11 protein-coding genes are annotated in these 13,606 nt (G+C 65.6%); 3 read left to right on the top strand and 8 right to left on the bottom strand.

Features of this window, described 5'->3' with window-relative positions; translation table 11 throughout:
* The first annotated feature begins 40 nt into the window (after positions 1 to 40).
* Positions 41 to 2,068 carry an aldo/keto reductase gene (locus EJ070_RS09385; protein WP_126091096.1) on the top strand — a complete coding sequence of 676 codons (2,028 nt, stop codon included), beginning with the start codon at positions 41 to 43 and terminating at the stop codon, positions 2,066 to 2,068.
* 221 nt (positions 2,069 to 2,289) lie between these two features.
* Here EJ070_RS09385 and EJ070_RS09375 read toward each other — a convergent pair whose 3' ends face one another.
* A complete protein-coding gene (locus EJ070_RS09375) occupies positions 2,290 to 2,718 on the bottom strand; it encodes an Lrp/AsnC family transcriptional regulator (RefSeq protein ID WP_126091094.1) in 429 nt (142 codons plus the stop codon).
* A gap of 122 nt (positions 2,719 to 2,840) precedes the next feature.
* Between EJ070_RS09375 and EJ070_RS09370 the strand changes: the two genes are divergently transcribed.
* The gene (locus EJ070_RS09370; protein ID WP_126091093.1) at positions 2,841 to 3,944 is read left to right on the top strand and encodes a saccharopine dehydrogenase family protein; all 1,104 of its coding nucleotides are present in this window, start codon (positions 2,841 to 2,843) and stop codon (positions 3,942 to 3,944) included.
* Positions 3,945 to 4,138: 194 nt separating this feature from the next.
* On the opposite strand, the gene lpdA is transcribed toward EJ070_RS09370, so the two are convergent.
* The 4 genes from lpdA to EJ070_RS09350 form a co-directional block, all read right to left on the bottom strand.
* On the bottom strand, positions 4,139 to 5,551 hold the full coding sequence (lpdA, locus tag EJ070_RS09365) for a dihydrolipoyl dehydrogenase (RefSeq protein WP_126091092.1): 1,413 nt from the start codon (positions 5,549 to 5,551) through the stop codon (positions 4,139 to 4,141).
* A gap of 237 nt (positions 5,552 to 5,788) precedes the next feature.
* Positions 5,789 to 7,111, bottom strand: a complete 1,323-nt coding sequence (locus EJ070_RS09360; protein WP_126091091.1) for a dihydrolipoamide acetyltransferase family protein — start codon at positions 7,109 to 7,111, stop codon at positions 5,789 to 5,791.
* A gap of 19 nt (positions 7,112 to 7,130) precedes the next feature.
* Complete coding sequence (locus EJ070_RS09355; RefSeq protein WP_126091090.1) at positions 7,131 to 8,144, bottom strand: alpha-ketoacid dehydrogenase subunit beta; 1,014 nt, start codon at positions 8,142 to 8,144, stop codon at positions 7,131 to 7,133.
* 2 nt (positions 8,145 to 8,146) lie between these two features.
* Positions 8,147 to 9,379 carry a 3-methyl-2-oxobutanoate dehydrogenase (2-methylpropanoyl-transferring) subunit alpha gene (locus EJ070_RS09350; RefSeq protein ID WP_126091089.1) on the bottom strand — a complete coding sequence of 411 codons (1,233 nt, stop codon included), beginning with the start codon at positions 9,377 to 9,379 and terminating at the stop codon, positions 8,147 to 8,149.
* A gap of 465 nt (positions 9,380 to 9,844) precedes the next feature.
* On the opposite strand from EJ070_RS09350, the gene holA reads away from it, so the two are divergent.
* Positions 9,845 to 10,891, top strand: a complete 1,047-nt coding sequence (gene holA / locus EJ070_RS09345; RefSeq protein ID WP_126091088.1) for a DNA polymerase III subunit delta — start codon at positions 9,845 to 9,847, stop codon at positions 10,889 to 10,891.
* A gap of 302 nt (positions 10,892 to 11,193) precedes the next feature.
* On the opposite strand, the gene EJ070_RS09340 is transcribed toward holA, so the two are convergent.
* The 3 genes from EJ070_RS09340 to rsmG all read right to left on the bottom strand — a co-directional run bounded on the left by EJ070_RS09340 (position 11,194) and on the right by rsmG (position 13,605).
* The gene (locus tag EJ070_RS09340; RefSeq protein WP_126091087.1) at positions 11,194 to 12,081 is read right to left on the bottom strand and encodes a ParB/RepB/Spo0J family partition protein; all 888 of its coding nucleotides are present in this window, start codon (positions 12,079 to 12,081) and stop codon (positions 11,194 to 11,196) included.
* Between the two features lie 67 nt (positions 12,082 to 12,148).
* Complete coding sequence (locus tag EJ070_RS09335; protein WP_126091086.1) at positions 12,149 to 12,946, bottom strand: ParA family protein; 798 nt, start codon at positions 12,944 to 12,946, stop codon at positions 12,149 to 12,151.
* Positions 12,947 to 12,963: 17 nt separating this feature from the next.
* The gene (gene rsmG, locus EJ070_RS09330; protein WP_126095695.1) at positions 12,964 to 13,605 is read right to left on the bottom strand and encodes a 16S rRNA (guanine(527)-N(7))-methyltransferase RsmG; all 642 of its coding nucleotides are present in this window, start codon (positions 13,603 to 13,605) and stop codon (positions 12,964 to 12,966) included.
* Position 13,606 lies beyond the last annotated feature (1 nt).

Raw genomic sequence — 13,606 nt, 5'->3', positions numbered from 1 at the left:
CGGCATGCCAGGCGTGGCGGCGACCCATGGAGAATTCGACATGACATCTGGAAAAATTCGCTGGGGCATCCTCGGACCCGGCAGCATCGCAAAATCCTTTGCCGGCGGCCTGGCGCAGTCGCGCAACGGCGAGCTGGTTGCTCTTGGCGCCCGCAACCCCGGCAAGCCGGGGCTTGCAGAGGCCTTTCCCGGCACGCGCATTCTCGATGGCTATGACGCGTTGCTTGCCGACAAGAACGTCGACGCCGTCTACATTTCGATACCGCATCCCGGCCACGCCGAATGGGCGATCAAGGCCGCCGAAGCCGGCAAACATGTGCTGTGCGAGAAGCCGCTGGCGCTGACCGCCTTCGAGGCCGACGCCATGATGCATGCGGCGCGCAAGGCCGGCACCTTTCTGGGTGAAGCCTTCATGTACCGGCTGCACCCGCAAACACTCCAATTGGTCGAGCTGATCAAATCGGGCGTCATCGGCGACATCCGCATGATCAAGTCGAGCTTCGGCTTCGCCATGCCAGGCTTCTTACCCGAGCACCGGCTCTACGCCAACGAGCTGGCCGGCGGCGGCATCCTCGATGTCGGCGGCTATCCCGTATCGATGGCGCGGTTGATTGCAGGCGCCGCAGCGGGTCAGCCCTTCCTCGAGCCGGACAAGGTCGTGGGCGCCGCCCATCTCGGCCAGTCCGGCGTCGACGAGTGGGCCTCTGCATTGCTCCACTTTCCCGGCGGCATCGTCGCCGAGGTCTCCTGCAGCATTTCGCTCAACCAGGACAACGTGCTGCGCATCTTCGGCACCAAGGGTCATATCGAGGTGCCCAATTTCTGGTTCGCCGGCGGCAACCGCGATGTCGGACCGGGCCGGATCGACGTGGTCCGGTCCGGCGGTACGCGCGAGACGATCAGTCTCGACGAAAAGCGCCACCTTTATTCCTTCGAGGTCGATGCCGCGGGCGAGGCGATCCTCGCCGGCCGCCACGAATTCGCCTGGCCGGGCATGTCTTGGGCCGACAGCCTGGGGACCCTGCGCGTGCTCGACAAATGGCGGGCCGCGGTCGGGCTGGAATACGAGATCGAAAAGCCGGCAAAACGCATCAACACCATCGCCGGCCGGCCGTTGCGCACCAGCGGCACCGCCATCGGCAAGCGCGCGATTCCGGGTCTGCCGCGACAGGCCTCGCTTCTGGCGCTCGGCTTCGAGGATTTCCGGACCTTTTCCTCCGGATCGATCCTGCTCGACGCCTATTTCGAGGCCGGCGGCAACCTGTTCGACACCGGCTTTGTCTACGGCGCCGGCTACACCGAAGCGCTGCTCGGCCAGTGGCTGAGGAATCGCGGCGTGCGCGAGCAGTCGGTGATCATCGCCAAGGGCGCGCATTCGCCGCTCTGCTACCCCGATGTGATCGCCAGGCAGCTCGCCCAGACGCTCGACCGGCTGCAGACCGACCATGTCGACATCTATTTCATGCATCGCGACAATCCGGACGTGCCGGTCGGCGAGTTCGTCGATGCCATGGACCGGGAGGCGAAGGCCGGCCGCATCCGCGGCCTGTTCGGCGGCTCGAACTGGATGATGGAGCGCATGGATGAAGCGATCGCCTATGCCGAACGCACCGGCAAGCAGAAGCCCGGCGCGCTCTCCAACAACTTCTCCCTGGCCGAGATGCTGGAACCGATCTGGGCCGGCTGCATCACCTCCTCGACCGATGCGTGGAAAGCCTGGCTGACGGCGCGGCAGATGCCGAACTTCGCCTGGTCGAGCCAGGGCCGCGGCTTCTTCACCGACCGCGCCGGCCGCGACCGGACCGACAACGAGGAGCTGGTGCGGGTCTGGTATTCAGAAAAGAACTTCGGCCGCCGCGACCGCGCCATCGAACTGGCCAAGCGGCTCGGCAAGAGCCCGATCCATGTCGCGTTGGCTTATGTCCTGGCGCAGCCGTTCCCGTCGGTGCCCTTGATCGGCCCCCGCACGCTGGACGAGCTGGAGGACAGCCTCAAGGCGCTGGATATTGAACTGACGGCGGAGGATGTGGCGTGGTTGGACAATGGGCCGGAGAGAGGGAGGGCGTAGGCCCCTAGGTATGAAAGAGGAAACGCCAGCGCTCTACGATACCCCCCTCTGCCCTGCCGGGCATCTCCCCCTCAAGGGGGGAGATTGACAGCTTCGTCGCCTCGCCCTTCCTACAACGTTGGCGATTGGCGAAATCCCGCGTGACATCCAATCTCCCCCCTTGAGGGGGAGATGGCCGGCAGGCCAGAGGGGGGCGCTGTCCCGCCAGCATCTCGCCGATCTCACCGATCCACCCGCGTCGACAGAATAATCGACGACGACGTCCGCTCGACCCCATCCATCGCCCCTATCCGGTCGAGCAGCGCGTCGAGATCACGGATCGACGGCGCGTCGACGATGACGATCATGTCGAAATTGCCGCTCACCGAATGCACCGTCCTGACCGGGGGCATCGCCTCGAGGCTGCGCACCACCTTGTCGGCGAGCTTGGGCGTGACGGTGAGCAGCACATGCGCCTTGACCAGCCCCTGCTCATAGTCGGGCGCCAGCCGCACACCGTAGCCGGTGATGATGCCGCGTCGCTCCAACCGTTCGATCCGGCTCTGCACCGTCGTGCGCGATACGCCGAGCTGCCGCGCCAGCTCGGCGGTCGAGGCGCGCGCGTTGGCGCGCAGCAAGGTGAGCAGGGCCTGTTCGGCTTGGCTGAGCATTGTGACGAATTCCTTCGGCGGATCGCTTAAAGTCTGGTTTCACTTTGCCAGATTTCACGCTTCCTTTCGACAGGCGAGTTGCGATGATCTCGACCAACTCGAATTGGCAGGGGTAATTGATCATGAAGAACATCGTTGTCGTCGGCGCCGGCAAGATCGGCTCGACCATCGCCGAAATGCTTAGCGCCACGGGCGCCTATCGCGTCACGCTCGTCGACCGCTCGGCCGACCAGCTTGCCGCGGCCGAATTGCCGGCCGGCGTCGCGACGCAGGAGCTCGACATCGCCGCAGACGGCGCGCTGGAGAAAGTCCTTGCCGGCAAGTTCGCCGTGCTGAGCGCCGCGCCCTTCCACCTCACCGCGCGCATCGCGGAAGCAGCCGCCGCCACCGGCGTCCATTATCTCGACCTCACCGAGGACGTCGTCTCGACCCGCCGGGTGAAGGAGCTGGCGCGTGACGCCAGGAGCGCCTTCATCCCGCAATGCGGCCTGGCGCCGGGCTTCATCTCGATCGTCGCCAACGACCTCGCCAGCCGCTTCGACACGCTGGAAAGCGTGCGCATGCGCGTCGGCGCGCTGCCGCAATACCCGTCGAACGCGCTGAACTACAACCTCACCTGGAGCACCGACGGCGTCATCAACGAATATTGCGAGCCTTGCGAGGCGATCGTCGAAGGCGAGCTGATCGAGGTGCCGCCGCTGGAGGAGCGCGAGGAGTTCTCGCTCGACGGCGTCACCTATGAGGCCTTCAACACCTCCGGTGGTCTCGGCACTCTGGCCGAGACGCTGAAGGGCAAGGTGCGCACGCTGAACTACCGCACCATCCGCTACCCCGGCCATGCCGCGATCATGAAGGCGCTGCTCAACGATCTTGGGCTGCGCCACCGCCGCGACGTGCTGAAGGACATTTTCGAAAGCGCCCTGCCGGCGACGCTGCAGGACGTGGTCATCGTCTTCGTCACCGTCTCGGGCCGCAGGAACGGGCGCCTGCTGCAGGAGACCTACGCCAACAAGATCTATTCGCACCGCGTCGGCAATGTCGTGCGCAGCGCCATCCAGATCACCACCGCTTCCGGCATCTGCGCCGTGCTCGACATGCTGGCCGACGGCAGCCTGCCGGCGAAAGGCTTCGTCCGCCAGGAAGACATCGCCCTCGACGCCTTCCTCGCCAACCGCTTCGGCGGCGCCTACGCGCAGCACGAGATGGTGAGCCGGCTGGCGAGCTGAATCCTCTCCTTCTCCCCTTGTGGGGTCCGAAGGACGGGGCGAGACCCGTGGCTCGCCCCCGGGCGGTGGATCGGCGCGCAGCGCCGAGACGGATGAGGGGTGCTCCAGCGGAGTGAGACGCCGGTATTCCCTGGATCACCCCTCATCCGTCGCCTTCGGCGACACCTTCTCTCACAAGGGGAGAAGGGGGAGCTTTAGATATGCAGCGCGTGGCCCAGCGCCTTCAGCGCCGCTTCCTGGAAACCTTCCCCTTGCGTCGGATGCGCATGGATGGTGCCTGCGATATCCTCCAGCCGCGCGCCCATTTCGAGCGCCAGGCCGAACGCGGCCGACAGTTCCGAAACGCCTTGCCCGACCGCCTGGATGCCCAGCACCAGATGATTGTCCGCGCGAGCCACAACCCGCACAAAGCCGTCTTCGCCTTGCCTGGTCATGGCGCGGCCGTTGGCGGCAAAGGGAAACTGACCGATCTTGATCTCGCCGCCCAACGCTTTCGCCTCCTCCGGTGACAGGCCGGCGGTGACCAGTTCCGGATCGGTGAAGCAGATCGCCGGGATCGCGCGCTTGTCCCAGCTCCGTTTGTGGCCGGCCACGATCTCGGCCACCATCTCGCCCTGCGCCATCGCGCGATGCGCCAGCATCGGCTCGCCGGTGACGTCGCCGATGGCATGGATGCCGCGCATCGAAGTACGGCACTGATCGTCGATGCGGATGAATTTTCCCGACCTGTCGAGGTCGATCTGCTCCAGCCCCCAGCCTTCGGTCAGCGGCTTGCGGCCGACCGTGACCAGGATCCTGTCGGCGGCGACCTTGGCGTTCTTGCCGTCGGCCGTCTCGACCAGCAACGCATCGCCCTTGCCCATCTGCCCCTGGGTCGACAGCCCCTTGGCCTTGGCGCCCGTCATCACTTCGACGCCGAGCTCGCTGAGCCGCTTCAGCACCGGCCGGGTCAATTCTGCATCATATTGCGCAAGCACGCGCGGCAGGGCTTCGACCACGGTCACCTTGGCGCCCATCTTGGCGAACGCCATGCCAAGCTCCAGCCCGATATAGCCACCGCCGACGACGGCGAGCTTCTTCGGCACTTCGCTCAGCGCCAGCGCCTCGGTCGACGAGATCACCGGGCCGCCGAAAGGCAGGAACGGCAATTCGACCGGCGCCGAGCCGGTGGCGATCACCACCGTCTCGGCGCGGATCACCTGGCTTCCGGTCTCGGTCTCGACCTCGACGGTCTTGCCGTCGCGGAACGTCGCCCAGCCATGCACTGTCTTGACCCCTGCCTTCTTGAGCAGTCCGGCGACCCCGCTGTTCAGCCGGCTAACAATACCGTCCTTCCAGAAGACCGTCCTGGTCAGATCGAGTGTCGGCGCGCCGACCTTGATGCCAAGCGGATCCTTGCCGCCGGCCATATGCGCGACCTTGTCGAACTCCTCCGCGGCATGGATGAGCGCCTTGGACGGGATGCAGCCGACATTGAGGCAGGTGCCGCCCGGCTTGCCGACCTCGACGATCACCGTGTCGACGCCGAGCTGGCCGGCGCGGATGGCGCAGACATAGCCGCCGGGACCGGCGCCGATGACGAGCAGCTTGCAGGAGATCTCTTTCATGACAGCTGCATCCTTTTTGCGGCGAGGGCGGCGGCGCGCCTTTTCCTTCTCCCCTTGTGGGAGAAGGTGGATCGGCGCGTTAGCGCCGAGACGGATGAGGGGTGTTCCAGCCGAGTGAGACGCTGGCTCTCCCTGGAGCACCCCTCATCCGTCGCCTTCGGCGACACCTTCTCCCACAAGGGGAGAAGGGGGAGCCCACATTCCGGCGCCGCGCCGTTCAAGATCGACCTCATCCCCTCAATCCACGAAAATCAGCGCCGGCGTTTCCAGCAGCGTCTTGATGCGCTGCACGAACACCGCGGCGTCCCAGCCGTCGATGACGCGATGGTCGAAGCTGGACGACAGGTTCATCATCTTGCGGGGAATGAATTGCGTGCCGTCCCACACCGGCCGCACCATCATCTTGTTGACGCCGACGATCGCCACTTCCGGATAGTTGATGACGGGCGTCGTCGCCACGCCGCCCATGGCGCCGAGCGAGGTGATGGTGATGGTCGAGCCGGAAAGCTCGTCACGCGTTGCCGTGCCGGACTTGGCCGCGTCCGCGAGACGGTTGACCTCGGCGGCGCAGTCCCAGAGGTCGCGCGCCTCGGCATGCTTGACCACCGGCACCACGAGGCCGTTGGGCGTCTGCGCGGCAATGCCGATATGGATGCCTTCATGCTGATGGACGATGCCGGCCTCGTCGTCGAACAAGGCGTTGAGGTTCGGCTGGTCGGAGATCGCCTTGACCATGGCCCGCATCAGGAAAGGCAACAGCGTCAGCTTCGGCCTCTCCGTCCCCTTGGCGGGTCGCTTCTCCTTGTTGAGGGTGGCGCGCAGCTCCTCGAGCGCCGTGACGTCGATCTCCTCGACATAGGTGATGTGCGGGATGCGCGATTTGGCGAGCGCCATCTTCTCGGCGATCTTGCGCCGCAGGCCGACGATCTTGATGTCCTCGACGCCGTCCTTGCGGGCAAGGCCGGTTGCGCGGGCAAGCTGCGGACCCCGCGCCAGGAAGGCCTCGATGTCCTCATGGCCGATGCGCCCGGCCGGCCCGCTGCCCGGAACCTGGCGCAGATCGATGCCGGCTTCCCTGGCGCGCAAGCGCACAGCGGGTGAGGCCAGCGGCTTTTCGCCTTCGGCGCGCGGCGCGCCCGGGACCGAAGGTGGACGTGCCTTCGGCGCGACGACCGGAGGCGGCACCCTCGCTGGCGGCTCCACCGGCTTCGGCGCCGATTTCGGAGCGCTCGGGACCGGTTCGGCCTTCACCTCGGCCGGCTTGGCCGGCGCCTTCGGCGCGGCCTTAGCGGTGCTGTCCGCCTTCACATTGCCTTCGCCGGCAACCTTCAGCCGCACGATCGGTGAGCCGATCGCGACCGTGTCTCCGATCTCCGCGCCGAGCCACAGGATCTCGCCATCGACCGGCGACGGGATCTCGACGGTGGCCTTGTCGGTCATGACGGCGGCCAGGACCGCATCCTCGCGCACGAGGTCGCCGATCTTGACGTGCCATTCGACAAGCTCAGCCTCGGCGACGCCTTCGCCGACATCGGGAAGCTTGATCACATATTCGCCCATCCTCAGGCTTCCCCCTTCTTCAAGCTTCAATCGTCTCGACGAGCGCGCGCCCGACCCGCGCGGGGCCGGGGAAATACTCCCACTCCTGCGCATGCGGGTAGGGCGTATCCCAGCCGGCGACCCGCGCCACCGGGGCCTCCAGATGGTAGAAGCAGTTTTCCTGCACCAGCGAGACGAGCTCGGCGCCGAAACCGGAGGTGAGCGTCGCCTCATGCACGACGACGCAGCGCCCGGTCTTCTTCACCGAGGCGACGATCGTGTCGAGGTCGAGCGGCAAAAGCGTCCTGAGGTCGATGATTTCGGCGTCGATGCCGGTTTCCGCAGCCGCGGCCTCGGCGACATAGACCATGGTGCCATAGGCGAGCACGGTGACCGCCGAACCCTGCCTGCGGATCGCCGCCTTGCCGAGCGGAATCGTGTAATGACCGTCGGCGACCTCGCCGAGCTCATGCTTCGACCAGGACGTCACCGGCCGGTCGTGATGGCCGTCGAAGGGGCCGTTATAGAGCCGCTTCGGCTCGAGGAAGATCACCGGGTCCGGGTCTTCGATTGCCGCGATCAAAAGCCCCTTGGCGTCGTGCGGGTTGGACGGCACCACCGTCTTCAGGCCGGACACATGCGTGAACAGGGCTTCCGGGCTCTGGCTGTGCGTCTGGCCGCCGAAAATGCCGCCGCCGGTCGGCATGCGCACCACGATCGGGCAGGTGAAATCGCCGTTCGAGCGGTAGCGCAGCCGCGCTGCCTCCGACACGATCTGATCATAAGCCGGATAAACATAATCGGCGAACTGCACCTCGACGCAGGGTTTCAGCCCATAAGCGGCCATGCCGATCGCCGCGCCGACGATGCCGGATTCGCTGATCGGCGCATCGAAGCAGCGGCTCTTGCCGTATTTGGCCTGCAGGCCCTGGGTGCAGCGGAAGACGCCGCCGAAGAAGCCGACATCCTCACCGAACACGACGACGCGCTCGTCGCGCCCCATCGATACGTCCATGGCGTCGCGGATCGCCTCGATCATGGTCCGTCTTGGCATGGTCAGACCCCTGCCTGCTGGCGTTGGCGCCTGAGATGCGGCGGCATTTCGGCATAGACGCCTTCGAACATGTCGCGCGTCGACGGCTTGCCGCCGGCATGCAGCGTGCCGTGGCTTTCGGCCTCCTTCTGCGCCGCGATCACCGTCGCGAGGATTTCGGCTTCCGCCTGGGTGTGACGATCCTCCGACCAGACGCCCTTGTGGATGAGATGGTTCTTCAGCCTGACGACCGGATCGCCGAGCGGCCAGGCATCGGACTCCGCCTTGGGCCGGTAGGCGGACGGATCGTCCGAGCTCGAATGCGCGCCGACGCGGTAGGTGACGTATTCGACCAGCGTCGGCCCGAGATTGCGCCGCGCCCGCTCGATCGCCCATTTGGCCACCGCATGCACGGCGAGATAGTCATTGCCGTCGACGCGCAGCGCGGGGATGCCGAAGCCGAGGCCGCGCGCGGCGAAGGTGCCGGAGCCGCCGCGGGCGATTCCCTGGAAGGTCGAGATCGCCCACTGATTGTTGACCACGTTGAGCACGACCGGCGCCTTATAGGTGGAGGCGAACACCAGCGCCGCGTGGAAATCGGATTCCGCCGTCGAGCCGTCGCCGATCCAGGCCGCGGCGATGCGCGAATCCTTGGAGATCGCCGAGGCCATCGCCCAGCCGACCGCCTGGATGTACTGCGTCGCCAGATTGCCGGAGATCGAGAAGAAGCCGTGCTCCTTCGACGAATACATGATCGGCAGCTGCCGGCCCTTCAGCGGATCGGCCTCGTTGGAATAGATCTGGTTCATCATCATGACCATCGGGTAGCCGTCGGCGATCAGCAAACCTGCCTGTCGATAAGTCGGGAAATTCATGTCGCCGGGCTGCAGCGCCTTGCGAAAGGCGCAGCTCACCGCCTCCTCGCCGAGATGCTGCATGTAGAAGGAGGTCTTGCCCTGGCGCTGCGCCATCTGCATGCGCGCGTCGAAAGTCCTGAGCGTCATCATGTGGCGCAAGCCTTGCAGAAGCTCCTCGTCGGTGAGCAGCCCGGCCCATGGGCCGACGGCCTCGCCCGCGCGGTTGAGCACCCGGATGATCGAGAAAGCCATGTCGCGGATCGTGCGCGGATCGACGTCGATCTCCGGGCGCGGCACCGAGCCTGCCTTGGGAATGGTCACATTCGAGAAATCAGGCGTCCCGCCGGGCCGGACCTCGGGCTCGGGCACATGAAAACGCAACATTCCAGCATCGGCCATGAGCTCACGTCCTCCAATGTTGCCGGTGCGATATTTGCACATCCGCGCCGCCAATTCATCGGGCGAAATGGCGGCCGTCCTCCCGGCCATCGGCCCCTGGAGCCGATGCGGCACATGGCCGACAAGATGCAGATATGGCGGCGAAATTTCTTGTCGATGTTTTCGCCCGCCGCGCAATTTGGCGGAAGACTCTTGCGCCTTTTAAGTCAGATAAGACAATTGGTGGCATGCGTTGGCGCGGGCACCAGCGCCACTTTCCCTTCTCCCCTTGTGGGAGAAGGTGGATCGGCGCGATAGCGCCGAGACGGATGAGGGATGTTCCAGCGGAGTGAGGCGCTGGTGTTCCCTGGAGCATCCCTCATCCGTCGCCTGCGGCGACACCTTCTCCCACGAGGGGGAGAAGGTGAGGACGCCGGCGCCGATCTCTGGTTCACCCCAACTCATCGCCATGCTAACTCACCCCGCATGGCACAGAAGAAGGGATACGAGGTCGATTCGTGGCTCGCGAAGCCGGATCCGGCCATGGCAATCGTCCTGCTTTACGGTCCCGATCGCGGCCTGGTGGCCGAGCGGGCGAAGACCTTCGCCGCCAAGACCGGCCTGCCGCTCGACGATCCGTTCTCGGTGGTCAAGCTCGATGGCGCGGAAGTCGACCGCGACGAGGGCCGTTTGCTCGACGAGGCGCGCACCGTGCCGATGTTCTCCGACCGGCGGCTGCTTTGGGTGCGCAATGCCAGCGGCCAGAAGGCGCTGGCCGACGACATCAAGGCGCTGACGGCCGAACCGGCGCGGGATGCGATCATCCTCATCGAAGCCGGCGACCTGAAGAAGGGCACCGGCTTGCGAGCCATTGTCGAGGCCGCCGCCAACGCCATCGCCTTGCCGTGCTATGCCGACGAGGCCCGCGACCTCGACACCGTCATCGACGACGAGCTGCGCAAGGCCGGCATGACGATGACGCTGGACGCCCGCCAGGCGCTGCGCCGCAATCTCGGCGGCGACCGCCTGGCCTCGCGCGGCGAGATCGAGAAGCTGGTGCTCTACGCCCACGGCCAGAAGGAAATCACCCTCGACGACGTGAGCGCCATGTCGGGCGACGTCTCCGGCGCCTCCTTCGACGATGCGATCGACGCCATGCTCGACGGCAAGGTCGGCGATTTCGATGTGGCCTTTACCCGCCACTGCCAGTCGGGCGGCCACCCGTTCCTGGTGCTGTCCTCGGCGATGCGGCATTTGCAGGCGATCCAGGTCATGCGCGGCCAGATGGAATCCGGCGGCCGAAACGCCGCGTCGGTCGTGGCGGGCGCCCGACCGCCGGTCTTCTTCTCGCGCCGCAAGCTGGTGGAGAAGACGTTGGAGCGCTGGAATGTCGAGGCGCTCGGCCGCGCGCTGAACCGCTTGCAGACAGCGGTGCTGCAGACGCGCAAACGGCCGGATTTATCGGAGGCGCTGGCCCGCCAGGCATTGCTCGGCATCGCGGTGGAGAGCGCGAGACTGGGGCAGCGCGGATGATCTCCCCCCTCGAGGGGGAGATGTCGCCGAAGGCGACAGAGGGGGTCGCCGCGCGTGGAGCGCCGACCTCTTCTTCGCCCGGCAAGGCACGCCGGCGCTTGATGTGAGACAACCCCCTCTGGCCTGCCGGCCATCTCCCCCTCAAGGGGGGAGATTTGCAGCTTCGGCTCTTTCGCCAATCACTGCAAAGAAAAGGCCGACCCAACGGCCAGCCCTATCTCAGCTATCACCAATATATCAGGCGTATCCAGCCTTAAATCGAAACTTCATTAGCCGGCAAAATACCATTGCGCCTCAACGCCCTACCGCTCGTCCTTCAATCGCCGGCAGAGCTCGTCTAGCTGGTCCAGCGTGCGATAGTTGACCCTGAGCGTGCCGCCTCGGCTCTTGTGCTCGATGGTCACGATCATGCCGATCGTGTCGGTCATCAGCTTCTCCAGCGCCAGCGTGTCGGGATCTTTCTCCGGCGTGCTCGGCGCTGACTTCACCTTGGCCGGCGTCGGGCCGGCGGGCATCTGCGCCAGCGCTTCGGCCTGGCGCACGGAAAGCCCTTCCTTGACGATGCGCTTGGCGAGCCCTGCCGGATCCTCGGCCGTCACCAGCGTGCGGGCATGGCCGGCCGACAAATCGCCGTCGACCAGCATGTCGCGGATGACATTGGGCAGCTTCAAAAGCCTCAGCGTGTTGGCGACATGGCTGCGGCTCTTGCCGATCACCTGGCCGAGATCGGCCTGCGTGTAGCCGTGCTCGTCGATCAGCTGCTGATAGCCTTGCGCCTCCTCGACCGGATTGAGGTCGGCGCGCTGCACGTTCTCGATGATCGCCAGCTCCAGCGCCGTGCGGTCGTTGACGTCGCGCACGATGAGCGGGATCTCGGTGAGGCCGGCGCGCTGCGCCGCCCGCCAGCGCCGCTCGCCAGCGATGATCTCGTAGCGGCCGGGCTGCGACGGCGAGGGCCGCGCCACCACCGGCTGCACCACGCCATGTTCGCGGATCGATTGCGCGAGATCGGTGAGCTCGGCATCGCCGAAATGCCGGCGCGGGTTCTTCGGGTTCGGGCTGACGAACTCGATCGGCACCTTGCCGTCCGCCGCCGGGCTCGGCTTTTCGGGTGCCGCCGGACGGTCGATCTCGCCGATCAGCGCCGCGAGGCCACGGCCCAGTCTTTTTCTTGATTGGTCTTCGCTCATTATTCTGTCCAGGTCGTTTCGGAATCGAATCGGCTATTTGCCTAACGGGGATGGCTGGTTGCGCCGCTCAGGCCGCGCGCAGCTTGCGCTCGCGGCGGATCACTTCGGAAGCAAGCTGCAGATAGGCCTGGCTGCCGGAGCATTTGAGATCGTAGAGGATCGCCGGCTTGCCGTAGGAGGGCGCTTCGGAAACGCGCACATTGCGCGGGATGATGGTCTCGTAGACCTTGTCGCCCATATGCGTGCGCACATCCTGCACCACCTGGTTGGCGAGGTTGTTGCGGCCGTCATACATGGTGAGCACGATGCCCTGGATGGTGAGATCCGGGTTGATGGCGCCGCGCACCTGCTCGACCGTCTCGAGCAATTGGCTGAGACCTTCCAGCGCGAAGAATTCGCATTGCAGCGGCACGAGAACCGAATCGGCCGCCGCCATTGAATTCAAGGTCAAAAGATTGAGCGAAGGCGGACAGTCGATCAGCACATAGCCGAACGGCGCCGAGCGCTCGGCCGCGGTGCGCAGCGCATTGCGCAGCCTGAGCACGCGGTCGGGTGCCGAGGCGATCTCCATTTCGATGCCGAGCAGGTCGAGCGTCGAGGGAACGATGGACAAGCCCGGCACCGCCGTCGGCACCGCTGCCGCCTCCAGCTCCAGCTCCCCGGTCAGCACGTCGTAGGACGAGACCGTGCGGTCCTTGCGGTCGATACCGAGCCCGGTGCTGGCATTGCCCTGCGGATCGAGGTCGACGATCAGCACCTGCTCGCCGATCGCGGCCAGCGCTGTGGCCAGGTTGATGGCCGTAGTGGTCTTGCCGACGCCGCCCTTTTGGTTGGCGACGGTAATGATGCGCGGACCAGTTTTCATGGGTTTATGCCAGTAATTCATTGCGGGGTCGCCGGACGCAGATCGGTGATTTCCAGGATGATGCCGTGAGGGTCGGTCATGCTTGGATGTTCTACCAGATCGAAGGCCCAGCGGTGAGTGCTTTCTTCCACTTCGGCCCGGTAATCCCGGCCTTTGTGAAAAAGCGCGCGCGCCCCTTTGGACAGCCAGGGCGCGGACAAATCGAGCAGATCCGGAAGCGCGGCCAAGGCGCGTGCCGTGACGATTTCCGGCGTGGAAACAAATGGATAGCTGTCATCGATGCGCCGTGCCAGAACACGCGCCGGCAGATCGAACTGGCCGATGACCGACTGCAGGAAGGACGCTTTCTTGCGATTGCTCTCGACCAGATCGATCGAGGCGCCTGGACGCTCTGCCAGCAGGAAGCCGAGCACCAGCCCGGGAAAGCCGCCACCCGAGCCGAGGTCGACCCAGCGAATTGCGGCGGGAGCGATTCGGGCAAGCTGGGCGCTGTCCAGGATGTGCCGGCGCCAGACGTCGTCCAACGTCGACGGCGCCGCCAGATTGATGCTCCGGTTCCATTTCAGGAAAAGCTGTTCGAAGGCCTGCAGGCGCTCGAATGTTTCACGTGAAACCGGACCCGCCGCTTTCTGCAGGTCCGCCCAGGCACTGGCGCCCAAG

The organism is Mesorhizobium sp. M1E.F.Ca.ET.045.02.1.1 (assembly GCF_003952485.1).
In the GTDB taxonomy this organism is placed as follows: Bacteria; Pseudomonadota; Alphaproteobacteria; order Rhizobiales; family Rhizobiaceae; genus Mesorhizobium.
The sequence above is the reverse complement of the archived record's forward strand: the minus strand, read 5'-3'. Positions and strand labels throughout refer to the sequence as shown.

Bases quoted from the DNA above. Each gene is read 5' to 3' on its own strand.
- EJ070_RS09360 (WP_126091091.1), bottom strand. From the start codon at position 7,111: ATGGGCGAATATGTGATCAAGCTTCCCGATGTCGGCGAAGGCGTCGCC.
- EJ070_RS09375 (WP_126091094.1), bottom strand. From the start codon at position 2,718: ATGCTCAGCCAAGCCGAACAGGCCCTGCTCACCTTGCTGCGCGCCAAC.
- holA (WP_126091088.1), top strand. From the start codon at position 9,845: ATGGCACAGAAGAAGGGATACGAGGTCGATTCGTGGCTCGCGAAGCCG.
- EJ070_RS09370 (WP_126091093.1), top strand. From the start codon at position 2,841: ATGAAGAACATCGTTGTCGTCGGCGCCGGCAAGATCGGCTCGACCATC.
- EJ070_RS09335 (WP_126091086.1), bottom strand. From the start codon at position 12,946: ATGAAAACTGGTCCGCGCATCATTACCGTCGCCAACCAAAAGGGCGGC.
- lpdA (WP_126091092.1), bottom strand. From the start codon at position 5,551: ATGAAAGAGATCTCCTGCAAGCTGCTCGTCATCGGCGCCGGTCCCGGC.
- EJ070_RS09355 (WP_126091090.1), bottom strand. From the start codon at position 8,144: ATGCCAAGACGGACCATGATCGAGGCGATCCGCGACGCCATGGACGTA.
- EJ070_RS09340 (WP_126091087.1), bottom strand. From the start codon at position 12,081: ATGAGCGAAGACCAATCAAGAAAAAGACTGGGCCGTGGCCTCGCGGCG.
- EJ070_RS09385 (WP_126091096.1), top strand. From the start codon at position 41: ATGACATCTGGAAAAATTCGCTGGGGCATCCTCGGACCCGGCAGCATC.
- EJ070_RS09350 (WP_126091089.1), bottom strand. From the start codon at position 9,379: ATGGCCGATGCTGGAATGTTGCGTTTTCATGTGCCCGAGCCCGAGGTC.